This is a genomic window from Streptomyces tyrfis (assembly GCF_037034285.1).
Classification (GTDB): domain Bacteria; phylum Actinomycetota; class Actinomycetes; order Streptomycetales; family Streptomycetaceae; genus Streptomyces.
Genome location: NZ_JBAGJZ010000036.1, coordinates 13,922 through 32,572, shown reverse-complemented (window position 1 = coordinate 32,572; position 18,651 = coordinate 13,922). Strand labels below are relative to the sequence as shown.

At 74.4% G+C, this 18,651-nt stretch carries 15 protein-coding genes; 8 read left to right on the top strand and 7 right to left on the bottom strand.

Annotated elements, in window-relative coordinates:
- Positions 1–72: 72 nt before the first annotated feature.
- The 3 genes from WA762_RS24875 to WA762_RS24865 all read right to left on the bottom strand — a co-directional run bounded on the left by WA762_RS24875 (position 73) and on the right by WA762_RS24865 (position 3,562).
- On the bottom strand, positions 73–1,440 hold the full coding sequence (locus WA762_RS24875; RefSeq protein WP_335938518.1) for a cryptochrome/photolyase family protein: 1,368 nt from the start codon (positions 1,438–1,440) through the stop codon (positions 73–75).
- Between the two features lie 304 nt (positions 1,441–1,744).
- Entirely contained in the window at positions 1,745–2,590 is an 846-nt protein-coding gene (locus WA762_RS24870; protein ID WP_335938516.1) for a siderophore-interacting protein, read from the bottom strand.
- Between the two features lie 63 nt (positions 2,591–2,653).
- The gene (locus tag WA762_RS24865) at positions 2,654–3,562 is read right to left on the bottom strand and encodes a 5'-3' exonuclease (protein ID WP_335938575.1); all 909 of its coding nucleotides are present in this window, start codon (positions 3,560–3,562) and stop codon (positions 2,654–2,656) included.
- 419 nt (positions 3,563–3,981) lie between these two features.
- On the opposite strand from WA762_RS24865, the gene WA762_RS24860 reads away from it, so the two are divergent.
- The 4 genes from WA762_RS24860 (at position 3,982) to WA762_RS24845 (ending at position 9,176) form a co-directional block, all read left to right on the top strand.
- The gene (locus tag WA762_RS24860) at positions 3,982–5,052 is read left to right on the top strand and encodes a quaternary amine ABC transporter ATP-binding protein (RefSeq protein ID WP_335938515.1); all 1,071 of its coding nucleotides are present in this window, start codon (positions 3,982–3,984) and stop codon (positions 5,050–5,052) included.
- Positions 5,045–7,675, top strand: a complete 2,631-nt coding sequence (locus tag WA762_RS24855) for an ABC transporter permease/substrate binding protein (RefSeq protein ID WP_335938514.1) — start codon at positions 5,045–5,047, stop codon at positions 7,673–7,675. Before WA762_RS24860 ends, WA762_RS24855 begins: the two co-directional genes overlap by 8 nt.
- A 218-nt stretch (positions 7,676–7,893) precedes the next feature.
- Positions 7,894–8,457, top strand: coding sequence for a helix-turn-helix domain-containing protein (locus WA762_RS24850; RefSeq protein ID WP_335938513.1), 564 nt, complete (start codon positions 7,894–7,896; stop codon positions 8,455–8,457).
- 11 nt (positions 8,458–8,468) lie between these two features.
- Positions 8,469–9,176 (top strand): helical backbone metal receptor, encoded by a 708-nt coding sequence (locus WA762_RS24845; protein WP_335938512.1) that lies wholly within the window; start codon positions 8,469–8,471, stop codon positions 9,174–9,176.
- Here the strand turns inward: WA762_RS24845 and WA762_RS24840 are convergent.
- Entirely contained in the window at positions 9,115–10,278 is a 1,164-nt protein-coding gene (locus WA762_RS24840; protein ID WP_335938511.1) for a TDT family transporter, read from the bottom strand. The two genes, WA762_RS24845 and WA762_RS24840, sit on opposite strands and share 62 nt — an antisense overlap.
- A 70-nt stretch (positions 10,279–10,348) precedes the next feature.
- Here WA762_RS24840 and WA762_RS24835 point away from each other — a divergent pair, with 70 nt between their 5' ends.
- Complete coding sequence (locus tag WA762_RS24835) at positions 10,349–11,281, top strand: LysR family transcriptional regulator (RefSeq protein ID WP_335938510.1); 933 nt, start codon at positions 10,349–10,351, stop codon at positions 11,279–11,281.
- Between the two features lie 273 nt (positions 11,282–11,554).
- On the opposite strand, the gene WA762_RS24830 is transcribed toward WA762_RS24835, so the two are convergent.
- Together WA762_RS24830 and WA762_RS24825 are read right to left on the bottom strand one after the other, a co-directional pair.
- The gene (locus tag WA762_RS24830) at positions 11,555–12,310 is read right to left on the bottom strand and encodes a gamma-glutamyl-gamma-aminobutyrate hydrolase family protein (RefSeq protein ID WP_335938509.1); all 756 of its coding nucleotides are present in this window, start codon (positions 12,308–12,310) and stop codon (positions 11,555–11,557) included.
- 132 nt (positions 12,311–12,442) lie between these two features.
- On the bottom strand, positions 12,443–13,171 hold the full coding sequence (locus WA762_RS24825; protein WP_335938507.1) for a FadR/GntR family transcriptional regulator: 729 nt from the start codon (positions 13,169–13,171) through the stop codon (positions 12,443–12,445).
- A gap of 77 nt (positions 13,172–13,248) precedes the next feature.
- Here WA762_RS24825 and WA762_RS24820 point away from each other — a divergent pair, with 77 nt between their 5' ends.
- Genes WA762_RS24820 through WA762_RS24810 form a run of 3 tightly spaced genes read left to right on the top strand, consistent with a single transcriptional unit; the run spans position 13,249 to position 16,856 of the window.
- Positions 13,249–14,616 (top strand): glutamine synthetase family protein, encoded by a 1,368-nt coding sequence (locus WA762_RS24820; protein ID WP_335938506.1) that lies wholly within the window; start codon positions 13,249–13,251, stop codon positions 14,614–14,616.
- Positions 14,617–14,624: 8 nt separating this feature from the next.
- The gene (locus tag WA762_RS24815; protein WP_335938504.1) at positions 14,625–16,058 is read left to right on the top strand and encodes an aldehyde dehydrogenase family protein; all 1,434 of its coding nucleotides are present in this window, start codon (positions 14,625–14,627) and stop codon (positions 16,056–16,058) included.
- A gap of 6 nt (positions 16,059–16,064) precedes the next feature.
- A complete protein-coding gene (locus WA762_RS24810; RefSeq protein WP_335938502.1) occupies positions 16,065–16,856 on the top strand; it encodes a 3-oxoacyl-ACP reductase in 792 nt (263 codons plus the stop codon).
- A gap of 70 nt (positions 16,857–16,926) precedes the next feature.
- Here WA762_RS24810 and WA762_RS24805 read toward each other — a convergent pair whose 3' ends face one another.
- Positions 16,927–18,129 (bottom strand): amino acid deaminase/aldolase, encoded by a 1,203-nt coding sequence (locus WA762_RS24805; RefSeq protein WP_335938501.1) that lies wholly within the window; start codon positions 18,127–18,129, stop codon positions 16,927–16,929.
- Positions 18,130–18,651 lie beyond the last annotated feature (522 nt).

Below are 18,651 nucleotides of genomic sequence, written 5' to 3'. Positions count from 1 at the left end.
GGGCAGGGGCAGCGGCAGGGGCCGGGCGTCGCGCCGGGCGCGGGCGCGGCACGGCGGCGGCGCCGGTCCCGGTCAGGGCCGGTGCGGGGCGCGGGCCCGGGCGAAGCGGTCCCGTGCCGCGACGAGATCCACGATCGGCTCCGGGTAGTCCGGCGCCGCGTCCCGGACGGCCGGCTTCCACGGCTCGTGGACGGCCCGGCCCTCGATCCCGGCCAGCTCCGGCACCCAGCGACGCACGTACGCGCCGCGCGGATCGAACCGCTTCCCCTGCGCGACCGGATCGAGGACCCGGTTCGGCCGGGTGTCCGTGCCCGTTCCGGCCATCCACTGCCAGTTCAGCTGATTGTTCGCCAGGTCCCCGTCGACCAGCAGGTCCAGGAAGTGCGCGGCCCCGACCCGCCAGTCCACGTACAGCGTCTTGGTCAGGAAGCACGCCGCCGGCATGCGCGCCCGGTTGTGCATCCAGCCCTCGTGCGCCAGCTGCCGCATGCCCGCGTCCACCAGCGGGAAGCCGGTGCGCCCGGCCCGCCAGGCGGCGATCTCCGCCTCGTCGGAGCGCCAGCGGTCGCCGCGCGGGCGGTAGTCCTCGTGGGCGGCGTCGGGACGGGCCGCGAGGACCTGGTGGTGGAAGTCCCGCCAGGCCAGCTGCCGCACGAACGCCTCGGCCCCGGGCCCGCCCCGGCGCCGGGCCCGGAGAACAGCCTCGGTCGCGGAGAGGCAGCCGAAGTGGAGGTGGGGGGAGAGGCGTGACGTCGCGTCGGCGGACAGGTCGTCATGACCGCTCTCGTATCCGGCCATCGGGCCGTCGACCCAGGCGGACAGCAGCCGCCGGGCCACCGACTCGCCGCCCGCGGCCAGCCCGGGCGACACCCCGGCCACCTCGCCCCGCTCCGGCAGCGGGTCGCTCCCCACCCCCTCCGGCAGCCGCACCGCGCGGGGGGCGGACAGCGTGCCGCGCACGTCCGACGCCGCCCAGCGGCGGAAGTAGGGCGTGAACACCGCGAAATGGTCGCGGCCGGCCGGCACGACCCGGCCCGGCGGGACCACGGTGACCACCGCGTCATGGACGCGCAGCGCGCAGCCGACCGCCGCCAGCTCCGTCCGCAGCCGCTCCTCGCGGCGCAGCGCGTAACCGCTGACCCCGGACGCGATGTGCAGTTCACGGGCGCCGGTCCGCACGACCACGTCACGGGCGGCGGCCACCACCTCGCCGTGCCGGACGATCAGCCGGCCGCCCCGGCGGCGCAGCCCCGCGTCGAGGTCGCGGAGGCAGTCCGCCAGGAACGCCCGGCGGTTGGGCGCGTCGAAACCGGCCCGCCGGATGCCGTCGTCCCGGACGAACAGCGGGACCACGGCGTCCGCGCCCCGCCCGGCCGCCCGCAGCACCGGGTTGTCGTGCAGACGCAGGTCGGAGGTGAACAGCGCCACGGAGACCGTCATCGCCCCGCGCCCTTCCGTCGTCGGTCGTGCGCCCGGGACCGGCCGCCGGGGCGCGCTGCGCGGCCGGCGGCCGGTCCGACGGCCGGTCCCGGCCGGGGCGTGCGCGCGATCCTGCCAGCCGCGCGGGGCCCGCCGCGCGCCGCCGTCCCGCGCGTCCCCCGTACGGCGCACCCGTTCGAGACGCGTCCGTCCGGCCGGCCGCCGTGGCCCGCGCCGGGCGCGGCCCTCGGGCGCGTGGTCCCCGGGCCGGTCCCGGAAACGCGGGCGCCCCGGCCGGGGCCGGGGCGCGCACGGGCGGGCGGCGTCAGGCGGCCGCGCCCTCCTGCTCGCGTTCCACCCGGGCGTTCCACTCGCGCTTGACCGAACGCCAGGCCTCGTCGTTCTGGCCGAGCCGCCAGTACCCGGAGACCGACAGCCGGGAGAGCGGGACCGCGCGGTCCAGGCGGAGATGGCGGCGGATCTCCTTCACGAAGCCCGCCTCGCCGTGCACGAACGCCTGGACCTCGCCCGCCGGGAACTCCAGCGCCGTGACCGCGGCGATCAGCGCCTCGCCGACCGGCCGCTCCCCGCGGTGCAGCCAGGTCACCGCCACCCCGTCGGGCGTCACGATCTTCTGCTCGTCCGCGGCGTCCGCCACCTCCACGAAGGTGTGCGCCACGGCGCCCGCCGGCATCCGCTCCAGCGAGGCGGCGATCGCCGGGAGGGCGCTCTCGTCGCCCACCAGGAGATGCCAGTCCGCCGAGGCGTCCGGGGCGTACCCCCCGCCGGGGCCGAGGAGCGTCATCCGCTCGCCCGGGACCGCCCGGAGCGCCCAGGGCCCGGCGAGGCCCTCGTCGCCGTGGACCACGAAGTCGATGGCCAGCTCCCGGGCGGCCGGGTCCCAGGAGCGGACCGTGTAGGTCCGGGTGGTCGGCCACAGCTCCCGCGGCTGCTCCTCGCGGATGCGGGCCATGTCGAACGGGTGCGGGTAGTCCGCGCCCTCGGGCGCGAAGCAGATCTTGACGTAGTGGTCGGTGCAGCCGGAGAGCTCGAAGCCGTCGAGCCCGTCGCCGCCGAACACCACCCGCACCATGTGCGGGGAGATCCGTTCGGTGCGCAGCACCTCGGCCCACTGCGCCCTGGGTGCCTGCCGTGCCGGTCGCTCTGCCACGAGTCTCTCCCCTGATGCGATGTGCTTAGGCTTACCTAAGTTAGCATCTCGGCGTGCGCGGCGTCAGACGCGCAGCGCGGAGAGCAGGCGCTGCAGCGAGCCCCCCAGGCCCCACCGCTTCGCGAGGGCGTCCAGGGCGGCCGGGTCGCGCGGCGCGGCGGGCAGCGCGGGGTCGAAGCCCGGCAGGGGCACGTCCCCGGCGACGCGGACCACCTTCGGGGCGACCGCCACGTAGTCGCGCGCCTCGTCGAGCCGCTTGCGCTGCGAGGGGGTCAGCCGGGCGGCCGGGTCGTCGACCGCGGCCATGATCCCGGCCAGGTCGCCGAAAGCGTCCAGCAGCTTCGCCGCGGTCTTCTCGCCGATGCCGGGCACCCCGGGCAGGCCGTCGCTGGGGTCGCCGCGCAGCAGCGCCAGGTCGGCGTAGCCGGAGCCGTCCACCCCGTACCTCTCCCGCAGCCAGGTCCCGTCGGTGACCTGGAGCGAGCCGACGCCCTTCAGCGGGTAGAGGACCCGCACCCCGCGGGCGTCGTCGACCAGCTGGTAGAGGTCCCGGTCGCCGGTGACGATGTCCACCGGTCCGGTGGCCCGCAGGGCGAGCGTGCCGATCACGTCGTCCGCCTCGTAGCCCGCGACGCCGACCCGGGCGATGCCGAGCGCGTCCAGCACGTCCTCGATCACCGGCACCTGGGGGGCCAGGGTGTCGGGGGTCTCCTCCTCGTCGGGCAGGCCCTCGGCGGTCTCCGCCGCCACCCGGTGCGCCTTGTACGAGGGGATCAGCTCCACCCGCCAGTGCGGCCGCCAGTCCGCGTCCATGCAGGCCACCAGGTCGTCGGGGCGGTGGTCCTGTACCAGGCGCGCGATGAAGTCGAGCAGCCCGCGCACGGCGTTGACCGGCGTCCCGTCCGGCGCGCGCACCGAGTCGGGGACCCCGAAGTAGGCGCGGAAGTAGAGGGAGGCGGTGTCCAGGAGCATCAGTCGTCGCGTCACACCCCGATGATGCCGCACCCCGCCGACGCCGGCCGTCGGCCGGACGGGCAGCCGGGCGAGGGGGCGCCGGGGTCCGGGTCGGGGCGAGACGGGGGGCGGTGCGCCGGGTCCGCCCGTGCGGCCTACACCGTGCGTCCCGGCCACGTCCACACGGCACACCTCATTCATATGTGACCTGAATCACTCTTGCGTTTGGCTCGTGTAAGCCCGGGCAGGCGCGCAGCCGGAGCGGAACACGTAGCAGATTCAACCAGTGCACGTGCCATGCGGACCGAATCCGTGCCGCTCCACGGTCTGCCGAAGGGGGTGGCAGACCGTTTTTCGGTTCAACGCGCGAGGTGTATGTGTCAAGGCTGCAAGCCGAACACCTGTACAAGGTGTTCGGTAGACGACCCGATCAAGCAGTGCGAAAGCTCGAGGACGGCGCCGACCGTGACGAGCTCCGCGCCGACGGAACGACCGCAGCGGTGATCGATGCCTCGTTCAGCGTCGAACCGGGGCAGATCTTCGTCGTGATGGGTCTGTCCGGGTCCGGGAAGTCCACGTTGCTGCGCATGCTCAACGGACTTCTGGAGCCCACAGCCGGACGCGTGCTCTTCGACGGCCAGGACCTGACCTCCCTGAGCCCCGCCGAGCTGCGCCATGTCCGTTCCTCCAAGATCAGCATGGTGTTCCAGCACTTCGCTCTCTTCCCCCACCGGAGCGTGCTGGAGAACGCCGCGTACGGCCTGGAGGTCCAGGGCGTGCCGCGCGCCGAGCGCGAGACGCGCGCAGCCGAGGCGCTCGAACTGACCGGCCTGGCCGGCTGGGAGAAGTCCTGGCCCGACGAGCTGTCCGGCGGCATGCAGCAGCGGGTCGGCCTGGCCCGCGCCCTGGCCACCGACGCCGATCTGCTGCTGATGGACGAGTCCTTCAGCGCCCTCGACCCGCTGATCCGCCGCGACATGCAGGACCAGCTGCTCGAACTGCAGAAGCGGCTGAAGAAGACCATCGTCTTCATCACCCACGACCTCAACGAGGCCATGCGCCTCGGCGACCGCATCGCCGTGATGCGGGACGGCCGGATCGTGCAGCTGGGCACCGCCGAGGACATCCTCGTCACCCCGGCCAACGACTACGTCGCCTCCTTCACCCAGGACGTGGACCGCACCCGGGTGCTGACCGCCGGCGCCATCATGGCCGAGCCGCACACCGTGATGGGCACCCGCACGGACGACGGCAAGGAACTGCGCTGCCCCGACGACGTCCTGCGGGAGGCCCCGGCCACCGTCGACGAGTCCACCCCGATCGTCGAGCTCTTCACCCCCTGCTCCCGGAGCGGGGTCGCCGTCGCCGTCACCGACGCGAAGGGCAAGCTCGTCGGCGTCGTCCCGCGCGCCCGGCTGCTCGCCGTCCTCGGTGAGCCGATGACCCCCGCCGAGGCCCCGCGGGACGTCCGGCCCGGCGCCGCCACGAAGAAGGTGGCCCATGCCTAGGCTTCCCCTCGGCGACTGGGTCGACTCCGCGGTCGACTGGCTGCAGGCCCACCTGGCCTGGCTGTTCGACGCGATCAGCGCCGTCGTCAGCGGCATGTTCGACGGCATCGCGGCCGTGCTCTCCGCGCCCTCCCCGCTGATCTTCGCGGGCATCGTCGCGGTCGTCGCCTGGTGGCTGCGCGGTCTGCTCGCCGGCCTCCTCGCCTTCGCCGGCTTCCTCCTCATCGACTCCGTCGAGTTGTGGGACGAGGCCATGGACACCGTCACCCTGGTGCTCGTCGCCACCATCATCGCGCTGGTGCTGTCCGTGCCGCTGGGCATCTGGGCGTCCCGCTCGAAGGCCGTGAGCGCGGTGACCCGGCCCGTCCTGGACTTCATGCAGACCATGCCCGCCATGGTCTACCTGATCCCCGGCGTCATCTTCTTCGGCGTCGGCGTGGTCCCCGGCATCATCGCCACCATCATCTTCTCGCTGCCCCCGGGCGTCCGGATGACCGAGCTCGGCATCCGCCAGGTCGACGGCGAGCTGGTCGAGGCGGCCGAGGCGTTCGGCACCACCCGGCGCAACACCCTGCTCAGGGTGCAGCTGCCGCTCGCGCTGCCCACGATCATGGCGGGCGTCAACCAGGTCATCATGCTGGGCCTGTCCATGGTGGTCATCGCCGGCATGGTCGGCGGCGGCGGCCTCGGCGGCGCCGTCTACCGGGCCATCGGCAACGTCGACGTCGGCCTCGGCTTCGAGGCGGGCGTCTCCATCGTCATCGTGGCGATGTACCTGGACCGGATGACCGGCGCGCTGGGCCGCGAGGTCTCCCCGCTCGCCCGCCGCGCCGTGGCGAAGGCGCAGGCGATGGCCGGCGGCCTGAAGATCTGGAACCACCGCCCGCAGCCCGTCGTCGCGGTCGTCGGCATCGTGGTGCTCGCGCTCGTCGCGGGCGGCATGGGCCTCTTCGGCTCCGGCGGCGCGGGCAAGGACACCGCCGCCGACGCCGCGAAGCCGGGCGCCGGCAAGAAGATCAGCATGGGCTACATCCCGTGGGACGAGGGCATCGCCTCCACCTTCCTCTGGAAGGAGATGCTGGAGCGGCGCGGCTACCAGGTCGACGTCAAGCAGTACGAGGCCGGCGCCCTCTACACCGGCATGGCCGGCGGGCAGATCGACTTCGAGACCGACTCCTGGCTCCCGGTCACCCACGCCCAGTACTGGAAGAAGTACCAGGACCGCCTGGAGGACCTGGGCTCCTGGTACGGCCCCACCTCCCTGGAGCTGGCCGTCCCCGCGTACATGAAGGACGTCAAGTCCCTGGAGGACCTCAAGGGCAAGGCGTCGCGGTTCAAGGGCCGGATCGTCGGCATCGAGCCCAGCGCCGGCGAGATGGGGCTGCTCAAGGAGAAGATCCTGCCGGGCTACGGCCTGGACAAGGAGTACAAGGTCGTCGACGGCTCCACCCCGTCGATGCTGGCCGAGCTGAAGCGCGCGTACGCCAAGAAGGAACCCATCGTCGTCCCGCTCTGGTCGCCGCACTGGGCGTACAACCAGTTCGAGCTGACCAAGCTCAAGGACCCCAAGGGCCTCTGGGGCAAGGGCGACGGCGTCCACACCCTGGCCCGCAAGGGCTTCTCCGCCGACAACCCCGAGGTCGGCGGCTGGCTCAAGGACTTCCGGATGACCGAGGACCAGCTCACCAGCCTGGAGGCGGAGATCCAGAAGGCCGGCTCCGGCAACGAGCAGCAGGCCGTCCGGACCTGGCTGAAAGCCAACCCCGGCGTCGCCGACAAGTGGACCCCGGTCGGCAGCGGCACGGCCGAGGGCGCGCACGGCAAGGACGAGCGCGCCCGCCCGGTCGAGATGGCCTGGTTCCCCTGGGAGGAGGACATCGCCGCCACCTACCTGTGGAAGGCCGTCCTGGAGGAGCGCGGATACAAGGTCAACCTGAAGCAGTTCGAGGTCGGCCCGATGTACACCGCGATGTCCCGGGGCCAGATCGACGTGCAGTTCGACGGCTGGCTGCCGTACACCCAGAAGAACTACTGGGACAAGTACGGCTCCCGGCTGACCGACCTCGGCTCCTGGTACGGCCCGACCTCCATCGAGGTCGCGGTGCCCTCCTACGTGAAGGACGTCAAGTCCCTCGCCGATCTCAAGGGCAAGGCGTCGCGGTTCAAGGGCCGGATCATCGGCATCGAGCCGGGCACCGCCACCATGGAGAACCTCAAGAAGAACGTCCTGCCGACGTACGGCCTGGACAAGGAGTACCAGGTCGTCGACTCCTCGACGCCGGGCATGCTGGCCGAGCTGAAGCGCGCGTACGCCAAGAAGGAACCCATCGCGGTGCTGCTGTGGACCCCGCACTGGGCCTACAACGAGTTCGGCATGACCAAGCTGGCGGATCCCGAGAAGGCCTTCGGCGACGGCGACCGGCTGCACACCATCGCCAGCGAGGACTTCCCGCGGCAGTACCCCCGCCTGGCGAAGTGGTTCAAGAACTTCAAGCTGAGCGAGGACCAGCTCGCCGGCCTGGAGAACGAGATCCAGAAGCGCGGCGCAGGCCACGAGGCGGAGGCCGTCAAGTCCTGGATGCAGGAGAACCCCGGCATCGTGGACACCATGGCCCCGCAGTAGGCGCGGGGAGCACGGCCCGGGACGCGTGACCCCCGGGACGTGGAGGAACGGGGGAAGGGGCGGGCCCGCCGACGGCGGCCCGCCCCTTCCCGGCTGTCCGGAAGCCGCGCGCCGCCCTCCGGGGGACGATCGGAGAGGCCCTAACCGGCCGATCTCGCGCATTCATGTGCGGAATGTGCCGACAACCGGAAGGATGACGAGTCGGGAGGGAGCCGCACATGGACGAGAAGGAAGCACTCCGCGTGGGCGCCGCGATCCGGCGGCGGCGCAGGTCCCTGGGGCTCACGCTGGCCGTGGTCGCGACCCGCAGCGGCCTGTCCGTGCCGTTCCTCAGCCAGATCGAGAACGAGCGGGCACGGCCCAGCACCCGGTCCCTGGACCGGGTCGCCCGCGCCCTGGAGACCACCACGGCCCGGCTGCGCGCCGCCGCGGACTCGGCGCGCGCCGTCGAGGTCGTGCGGGCGGCCGGGAGCGACGGCGGCCCCGGGGACGAGGGGGTGCGCCGGGTGGTGCGCGGGCGCCACCAGCTCAGCGCCCTGGAGTTCACCGGCGAGCTCGACCTCGGACGCGAGTTCCAGCACCGCAACGACGAGGTGATGTACGTGGTGCGGGGCGCCGCCGAGGTGGAGGCCGAGGGGCGGGCCCACCGGCTGGAGGAGGGCGACACGCTGTTCCTGTCCGGCGGGGTGCGGCACCGCTGGCGGGCCACGACGCCGGACACCCGGCTGCTGGTCGTCGCGGTGGCCGAGCACATCGACGCCACCGTCGACCCGCGCCGCTGAGGGGGCCGGCCGTGCGCGTCGTCTCCCTGGTCCCGTCCCTCACCGAGGCCGTCGCCGTCACCGCCCCCGGTCGGCTGGTCGGCGTCACCGACTGGTGCACCCACCCGGCCGGCCTGACCGCCGCCCGCGTCGGCGGCACCAAGAACCCCGACGTGGCGGCGGTCCTCGCGCTGCGGCCCGACCTGGTCGTCGCCAACGAGGAGGAGAACCGCGCACCGGACCTCGCGGCGCTCCGGGCCGCCGGGACGGAGGTCCTGGTCACCGAGATCCGCACCCTCGACCAGGCATTCGAGGAGCTGGAGCGGGTGCTGGGAGCCGCCTGCGGCCTGCCCCGTCCGCGCTGGCTGGACGAGGCGGAGGCCGCCTGGGCCGCGCTGCCGCCGCCCCGGGCCCCGCGCCGCGCGCTCGTGCCGGTGTGGCGCAGGCCCTGGGTGGTGCTGGGCCGGGACACCTTCGCCGGCGACCTGCTGTCCCGGCTCGGCGTCGAGAACGTCTACGCCGGCCACGCCGAGCGCTACCCCCGCATTCCGCTGGACCGGCTCAACGCGGCGGGCGCCGACCTGGTGGTGCTGCCGGACGAGCCGTACCGCTTCACCGCGGACGACGGCCCCGAAGCGTTCCCCGCGCTGCCCGCCGCACTCGTCGACGGGCGGTACCTCACGTGGTACGGGCCGTCACTGGTGCGGGCGCCTGCGGCGCTGCGAGCAGCGCTCCGCTGAGCAGCCCGCGCAGCGTCCGCAGCCCGGCCACCGCCCACGCCGTCACCAGCAGCGCGTACAGCCCGACGGCCAGCCAGGTGTACGCGGTCAGCCCGGTGTGCCGGGCCAGCCCCGCCGCGCCCGTGACACACGTGCCGACCGGGAAGGTGAAGCCCCACCACGTCATGGCGAAGGTCATGCCGTTGCGCGCGGCCCGCACCACCAGTGCGGCGGCCAGGGCCAGCCACATCAGCGCGAAGCCCATCACCGGCACCCCGTAGAGCACGGCGAACGTCTCGAAGCCCGCCGCGTACGGCGCCGGGACCGCACCCTTCGCCACGTCGGCGAGCTGGTTGACCGCCGTCGTCGACTGGCCCAGCGGCCCCAGTACCAGGAACAGGGTGGGCGTCAGCGCGAGCGGCAGCGGACCGAGGTGCACCAGCCGGGCGAAGATCAGCGGCAGCATCACCAGCGTGGCCAGCAGACTCAGCCCGAACATCGCGTAGCAGGCCAGCAGCGCCGCCTCCCGCCACTGCCCGGCGGGCAGCTCGGGCAGCAGCAGCGGGCCCAGCGCCGCGGAGACCATCGGGGCCACCACCGGCAGCAGCCACACCGGCGAGGCGTTGCCCGCCTCGATCCGGTGCCGCGCCACCATCAGGTACGGGATCGCGACCGCGGCGGCCAGCCCGATCACCGTGCCCGCCGAGTAGAGCACCGCGTCCACGGCCACCGCCGCCCCGTGCCCGATGACGTCCCGGCCGACCACCATCGTCGACCCCCCGACGGCCAGCAGCGCCATCGACAGACAGCCGTAGAACGGGGCGACGGCGGGATCCAGCAGATGGGTGCGCGCCTGGTCGCGGTGGGCGGCCCAGTGCCCGGCGCGGGCCACGAGCACGACGGCCAGCATCAACGTCGCGAGCGCCCACACCACCGTGCAGGCGCCCCGCAGCCCCGGCACGTCCACCGGCAGCGCGACCCCCGCGCTGGCCACGATCGAGGTGCCCATGACACTGGCGTACCAGTTGGGACCGATGTGCCGCAGACGGGGGAGGGACTGAGCGGTCGGGCGTGACGCCGAGGGCGGCGCCGGGGACTGCCGGGGCTGGGAATAGATGGCCATGCCACGATTCTCGGCGGCCTCGCCCGGGCCCACCAGGGACTCCGTCCCTATGAGGTCATAAGCTGGCTTTATGGCCGTTGACGTGCGTGTTCCGCTCTCCCACCGGGTTCCCGATCTCGGAGCGCTGGAGCTGCTGCTCGCCGTCGCCCGGCACGGCAGCCTGGGCCGGGCGGCCCGCGAGCTCGGCGTCTCCCAGCCCGCCGCCAGCGCCCGCGTCCGGTCCATGGAACGGCAGCTGGGGCTGGCCCTGCTGGAGCGTTCGCCGCGCGGCTCCCGGCTCACCGACGCGGGCGCGCTGGTCACCGACTGGGCGCGCCGGGTCGTCGAGGCGGCCGAGGCGTTCGACGCCGGCACGCAGGCGCTGCGCGACCGGCGGGACTCCCGGCTGCGGATCGCCGCCTCGATGACCATCGCCGAGTACCTGCTGCCGGGCTGGCTGATTTCGCTGCGCGCCGAGCGGCCGGACACCGCGGTGTCGCTGATCGCCGGGAACTCCGCGGCGGTCGCGGGACGGCTGCTCGGCGGGGAGGCCGACCTCGGTTTCGTCGAGGGGCTGTCGGTGCCCGCGGGGCTCGACGGCACCGTCATCGCCCATGACCGCCTCGTCGTGGCCGTCGCCCCGTCCCACGCGTGGGCCCGTCGCCGTGCGCCGCTGACCCCGCGCGAACTGGCCGCGACCCCGCTGGTGCTGCGTGAGCAGGGCTCCGGGACCCGCCAGGTCCTGGACGCGGCCCTGGCCGTGCACGGCGGACTCGCCGAGCCGCTGCTCGAACTCTCCTCGACGACCGCGGTGAAGGGCGCGGCCCAGAGCGGGGCCGGGCCGTGCGTGCTCAGCGAACTGGCGCTGGGGGAGGAGCTGTCCGCCCGCCGCCTGGTGCAGATCCCGCTCGGCGGCATGCGGCTGCGGCGCCAGCTGCGCGCGGTGTGGCCCGCCGGGCACCGCCCGACCGGGCCCGCCCGCGACCTGCTGTCCCTGACCGCTCGGGGCGCCGCGCCGGAGTGAACCGGACCCCTGCGGCCCGGATCTCCGGGGCCCGGCCGGGGGCGACCGGGCCCGGCCGGGGGCGACCGGGACCGGCCGGGGGCGACCGGGACCGGCCGGGGCCTGGGCGACCAAGGGCGACCGGGACCGGCCTGGGCGCACCGGGCTGGGGGTGGGCCGGGGGCGGGTCTGGCCGCGCTCGCCGGTCGGCCCCGTGGCGTCGTCCGGCCCCGGGGGCGTCGTCCGGTCCCGGAGGTGTCGGCCGACGGGCGCCGTCCGGCTCGCGGGGGCCGGTCAGCCGCCCGTCCGGCGGAGCGACGCCAGGTCCGCCGCCGGCGTACGGGCCGGGATCGGGCGGGACGCCGAGGCCGCCGCCACCAGCGCCCGGGACAGCCGCAGGTCCTCGCCCATCTCCGGATGCCACTGCACCCCGAGCACCCAGGGGGAGCCGGGCAGTTCGACCGCCTCGACCGTGCCGTCCGCGGTGTGCGCCGAGGCCGTCAGCCCCGGGGCCAGCCGCTGTACGCACTGATGGTGATACGTGGGGACGTCGCTCTCCTCCGGCACGATCGACGCGTAGCGCGTCCCCGGCACCGGCACGACCGGGTGCGAGCCGAGGACGCCGGCCGCGCCCAGCGGGCCGCCGTGCCCGTCGAGGTGCTGGGTCAGGGTGCCGCCGAGCGCCACGTTGAGCAGCTGCATGCCCCGGCAGACGCCCAGCAGCGGCGTGCCGGACTCCAGCGCGGCCCGGATCAGGGCCGTCTCCCAGACGTCGCGCTCCCGCGCCGGCGGGCCGGTGCGGAAGTCGCGCTCCGCGCCGTACAACGACGGCTCCACGTCCGCGCCGCCCGCGAGCACCAGACCGTCCAGCCGGGCCACGGCGGTCGCGGCCCGGCCCGGGGCGTCCGGCGGCAGCAGCACGGCCAGCCCGCCGGACCGCTGGATCATGCGCGGATAGGCGGCCGGGAGGAGAGCGGCGGGCAGCTCCCACACCCCCCAGCGGGCCGTGGGCTCCAAATAGGTGGAAACGCCGATGAGAGGTTCGGACATGGGACGTTCCTCCGGTCGGCCGCCCCCCTGGGCGGGCGGATCCAGTTCGCAATGGTGGCAGAGAATACCTTTGGGGTCGGGTGGGCCCGCAGGGCTTGACGGGTCCGCGACCCGCGGCGGGCCCGCGGGCCGTCAGGCCAGGAACCCGCGCAGCAGCGCCGCCGTGCCGTCGCAGTGCTCGCGGGCCACGGCGCGCGCCGCCTCCGCGTCCCCGTCCAGCACCGCCTCGACGACGCTGGTGTGCTGGTGCTGGGAGTGCTCCAGGTTGCGCACCAGCAGCGGTATGCAGTCCAGCAGGTCGTTCACGGTGGCCCGGACCGCCGCGTACTGAGCGGTGAGCGAGGGGGAGCCGGAGAGCTCGGCCAGGGTCAGATGGAACAGGGTGTCGCGCCTGCGGTACTCGGGCAGGGGCGCCTCGTGCGTCGCCGCCAGGGCCGCGCGCAGCCGCTTCGCCCCCGCGTCCGTCAGCCCCTGCTCGGCGCAGAGCCCGGCCGCGCCGGTCTCCAGCACCTCGCGGAAGCGCAGCACGTCCTCGATGTCGACCGACTCCACCTTCCGGCGCAGCTCCGCCTCGCCCGCCCCGCCGGTGCGCGGCAGCACGAACGTGCCGCCGTACCGCCCGCGCCTGCTCTCCACCAGCCCCTGGTCGTGCAGCACCTTCAGCGCCTCGCGCAGCGTGACCCGGCTGATCCCCAGCAGCTCCGCCAGCTCCCGCTCGGCCGGCAGCCGCCCGCCGCCCGGCACCAGGCCCAGCCGGACCACCTGGAGGATCTGCTCCAGCGCCTCCTCGAAACCGTTGCCCGCCCGGACCGGACGGAGCACGGGCGGCAGACGGTCGGCGAACTCGATTTCCTCGGCCACGCCCCGTGTTCCCTTCCCAATCAATGGTTCACTCACATACCTTAAGCCTTCCGGCCTGACCGAAGGAGGAGTGTCCCGTGGCAGACCCGACGGCACCGCTCGGCATCGAGGAGCTGCGCGCCCTGGTCGGAGACGGCGAGATCGACACGGTCGTCCTGGCCTTCCCCGACATGCAGGGGCGGCTCCAGGGCAAGCGGTTCGCCGCCCGCCACTTCCTCGACGAGGTCCTGGAGCACGGCACCGAGGCCTGCAACTACCTGCTCGCCGTCGACACCGAGATGAACACCGTCGACGGGTTCGCGCTGTCCTCCTGGGAGAACGGCTACGGCGACTTCGCCCTCCGCCCCGACCCGGCCACCCTCCGCCGGACCCCCTGGAACGAGGGCACAGCCCTGGTCATCGCCGACCTGACCGGGACGGACGGCTCCCCGGTCGCCGCCTCGCCCCGGTACATCCTCGACCGCCAGCTGGCGCGCCTCGCCGGGCACGGCTACACCGCCCACGTCGGCACCGAGCTGGAGTTCATCGTCTTCCGGGACACCTACGAACAGGCCTGGGACCGCAACTACCGCGACCTCACCCCGGCCAACCGGTACAACGTCGACTACTCCGTCCTCGGCACCGGCCGCGTCGAGCCCTTACTGCGCCGCATCCGCAACGAGATGGCCGCCGCGGGCCTCACCGTCGAGTCCGCCAAGGGCGAGTGCAACCCCGGGCAGCACGAGATCGTGTTCCGCTACGACGAGGCCCGGGTCACCTGCGACCAGCACGCCGTCTACAAGACCGGGGCCAAGGAGATCGCCGCCCAGGAGGGCGTGGCGCTCACCTTCATGGCGAAGTTCAACGAACGCGAGGGCAACTCCTGCCACATCCACCTCTCGCTCAGGTCCACCGAGGACCCGGAGCGCGGCGCCATGGCCGGCGAGGACGGCGGGATGTCCCCGGTGATGCGCCACTTCCTCGCCGGCCAGCTGGCCACCCTGCGCGAGTTCTCGCTCCTGTACGCGCCGAACATCAACTCCTACAAACGCTTCCAGCCCGGCTCCTTCGCCCCGACCGCCGTCGCCTGGGGCCACGACAACCGCACCTGCTCGCTGCGCGTCGTCGGCCACGGCCGCTCGCTGCGCTTCGAGAACCGGCTGCCCGGCGGCGACGTCAACCCGTACCTCGCCGTCGCCGCGATGGTCGCGGCCGGCGTCCACGGCATCGAGAAGGGCCTCGAACTCCCCGAGCCCTGCGCGCGCAACGCCTACACCGCCGGCTACGACCACGTGCCGACCACCCTGCGCGAGGCCGCGGACCTCTGGGAGCGCGGCGAGGTGGCCAGGGCCGCCTTCGGCGACGACGTCGTCGCGCACTACCGCAACATGGCCCGCGTCGAGCTCGACGCCTTCGACGCGGCCGTGACCGACTGGGAACTCCGCCGCTCCTTCGAACGTCTGTGAGGCCCCCCGTGCCCCTGCCCGACCAGCCCCCGGGACGCCCCGCCCCCGACCGGCCCGCGGAACACCGCGTACTCGACCAGCCCTCGGAACACCGCGTACTCGACCCGGCGACCGAGGAACTCCTCGCCACCGTCCCGTCCACCACCGTCGCCGAGGTGGACGCGGCCGTCGGACGGGCCGAGGCCGCCCAGCGCACCTGGGCCGCCCTGGCCCCCGCCGACCGCGCCCGGCTGCTGCGCCGCTTCGCGGCCGCCGTCGACGCCGAGGCCGAGGAACTGGCCCGGCTGGAGGTGCGGGAGGCCGGACACACCCTGGGCAACGCCCGTTGGGAGGCCGGCAACGTACGCGACCTGCTCGACTACGCCGCCGGGGGAGTGGAACGCCTCGCCGGGAGGCAGATCCCGGTGCCCGGCGGCCTCGACGTCACCTTCCTCGAACCCCTCGGCGTCGTCGGGGTGATCGCGCCCTGGAACTTCCCCATGCCGATCGCCGCCTGGGGCTTCGCCCCCGCCCTCGCGGCCGGCAACGCCGTGCTCCTCAAACCCGCCGAGACCACCCCGCTCACCGCCCTGCGGCTGGCCCGGACCGCCCTGGAGGCCGGACTGCCCGAACACCTCCTCCAGGTGCTGCCCGGCACGGGCGCCGTCACCGGCGAGGCCCTGGTCGGGCACCCCGGCGTCGCCAAGATCGTCTTCACCGGCTCCACCCGCACCGGCCGGCGGATCATGGCCGGATGCGCCGGCCGGGTGAAGCGGCTCACCCTCGAACTCGGCGGCAAGAGCCCCAACATCGTCTTCGCCGACGCCGACGTCGAGGCCGCGGCGGCCGCCGCCCCCATGGCGTTCCTGGACAACGCGGGCCAGGACTGCTGCGCCCGCACCCGCATCCTCGTCCAGCGGACCGCGTACGACCGCTTCCTCGAACTCCTCGCCCCCGCGATCGAATCCGTCGTCGTGGGCGACCCGTCCGACGAGCGCACCCAGATGGGACCGCTGATCTCCCGGGAACAGCGCGACCGGGTGCGCGGCCATGTGCCGGACGGCGCGGCGGCGATCCGCGGCAAGGCGCCCGACGGACCCGGCTTCTGGTTCCCGCCGACCGTCCTCACCGGAGTGCGCCCGGACGCCCCGGTCGCCACCGAGGAGGTCTTCGGCCCGGTCGCCGTCGTCCTCCCCTTCGAGGACGAGGCCGACGCCGTCCGGCTCGCCAACGCCACGGAGTACGGCCTGGCCGGCTCGGTCTGGACCCGGGACGTGGGCCGCGCGCTACGCGTCTCACGGGCGGTCCGGGCCGGGAACCTCTCCGTCAACTCGCACTCCAGCGTGCGCTACTGGACCCCCTTCGGCGGCTTCGGGCAGTCCGGCCTCGGCCGGGAGCTCGGCCCGGACGCCCTCGCCGCGTTCACCGAGACCAAGAACGTCTTCATCAGCACGGAGGACTGAGCCGACATGACCAGCACCGGACCCGCCCCCATCTGCCGCCGCCTGGACGGCCGCACCGCCGTCGTCACCGGCGCCGCCGGCGGCATCGGCCTGGCCGCCGCGCGCCGGCTGGCGTCGGAGGGCGCCCACGTCGTCTGCGCCGACATCGACGAGGCGGCGGGCAGGGCCGCCGCCGAGGAGGTCGGCGGCGCCTTCGTGCGCACCGACGTCACCGACCCCGAACAGGTCGAGGCGCTCTTCGCGGTCGCGTTCGACGCCCACGGATCCGTCGACGTCGCCTTCAACAACGCGGGCATCTCCCCGCCCGAGGACGACTCGATCCTCACCACCGGCCTGGAGGCGTGGAAGCGGGTCCAGGACGTCAACCTCACCTCCGTCTACCTCTGCTGCAAGGCCGCCCTGCCCTACATGCGCCGCCAGGGCCGCGGCTCGATCATCAACACGGCGTCCTTCGTCGCGGTCATGGGGGCGGCCACCAGCCAGATCTCCTACACCGCCTCCAAGGGCGGCGTCCTCGCCCTCTCCCGCGAACTCGGGGTGCAGTTCGCCCGGGAGGGCATCCGGGTCAACGCGCTGTGCCCCGGACCGGTCGACACCCCGCTGCTCCGGGAGCTGTTCGCCAAGGACCCGGAGCGCGCGGCCCGCCGGCTGGTGCACATCCCGGTCGGCCGGTTCGCCGCCGCCGAGGAGATCGCGGCGGCCGTCGCGTTCCTCGCCAGCGACGACGCCTCGTTCGTCAACGCCACCGACTTCCTCGTCGACGGAGGCATCTCCGCCGCCTACGTCACCCCGCAGTAGAACGGCGCAGAACAGCAGGCGGCGGGGGCCGCCCCCCCCAGGCCCCCGCCCGAGCGGCGCCCCGCGACGCTCAGAGGAACGTGCGGCCCTCGCCCCGGTACGTCGGCGCCGTCGCCGTCACCCGGTCTCCCTCGATCAGCCTCAACGCGTCGAAGCGCTCGCACAGTTCACCGGCCTTCGCGTGCCGGAACCACACCTTGTCGCCGATCAGCAGATCGTCGGCCGCGGCGCCCAGCAGCGGGGTCTGCACCTCGCCGGGCCCCTCCTGCGGGTCGTAGCGCAGCCCCTCCGGCAGATACGGGACCGGCAGCCGGTCCGGCCCCGCGGGACCGGACGCCGGGTAGCCGCCGCCGAGCACGGTCACCACCCCGACCCCGGGACGGCGCACCACCGGCTGGGCGAACAGGGCCGCCGGACGCGCCGAGAACGACGTGTAGTGGTCGAACAGCCGGGGGACGAACAGCCCCGACCCGGCCGCGACCTCCGTCACCGCCCGCTCCGCCGCCGTGTGCTGCACGCTGCCGGTGCCGCCGCCGTTCACGAACTCCAGGTCCGGGGCCACCGCCCGCACCGCCCGCACCGACTCGGCCCGCCGCACGACCAGTTCCCTGCGGCTCGTGGCCTGCATCAGCCGGACCGCCCGCGAGCGCAGCGGACGCCCCGCCACCGCGTCCCCGACCCCGGCGATGTGCCCCTCGTACGCCATCAGGCCCACCAGCCGGAAACCCGGCCTGCGCACCACCGAGCGCGCCAGCTCGGCCAGCCGGTCGGGCGTCCGCAGCGGCGAGCGCCGGGCGCCGACCCGGACCCGGCCGCCCAACAGGCGCAGCGAGGTGTCCAGTTCCAGACAGACCCGGATCTCCTCCCGGCCGCCGGCCCGTGCCGCGTCGATGAACTCCAGCTGCGCGTGGTCGTCCACCATCACCGTCACGGCCGCCGCGAGCTTCGGGTCGGACGCCAGCTCCGCGAAGCCCGCCCGGTCGGCCGACGGATAGGCCAGCAGCACGTCGTCGAAACCGGACCCGGCCAGCCACAGCGACTCGGCCAGCGTGAACGACATGATCCCGGCGAACCCCGGCCGCGCCAGCACCCGTTCCAGCAGGGGCCGGCAGCGCACGGACTTGCTCGCCACCCGGACCGGCTTCCCGCCGGCCCGGCGCACCAGGTAGTCGGCGTTGGCGTCGAACGCGTCCAGATCGACGACGGCGATCGGCGCGTCCAGATGGGCGGTGGCCCGGTCGTAACGGGCCCGGTCAACGGCGCGGGCAGTCATGGGCGCAGCTTGCCAGACCTCCGTACCGCTGGGTAGGGGGATGATCCGCGCGGATCTCCCCGATGGCCGGGCGTCCTGCTCCCACCAGGGCCCCGCCACCCCGTAGAGTGACGGCACGCGGCGAACCAACGGGCCTGCCTGCGGCGTCGATCCGCGCACGGTACGGAATGGGATCAGGGGGGCGGATGAGTACCGAGGCGCAGCGTCCTCCAGTCCCGCCCCGTCCCGCCGCCCCGCCCCGAGGTCCCGTACGGCCCCAGCCGGACCCCGTCGCGGCCTCCGCCCCGCCGCCCGCCGCGCCGCGCGCGCAGACCCCGCCGCCCGCCGCGCCGCCGCCCCCGTCCCCGGCGCACCGCCCGGCCGCCGTCCCGGCCCCGCAGGTCCCGTCACCCGGCCCGGCCCCGCGGGCCGTCCCCGCCGCGCCGTCCGTCCCGGTCCCGCCGGTCCCGCCGGTCACCCCGGTCCCGCCCGTCCCGTTCCCGCCGCCCTGCCCGGGCCGCGGACCGTACGCGTACCGGCCGC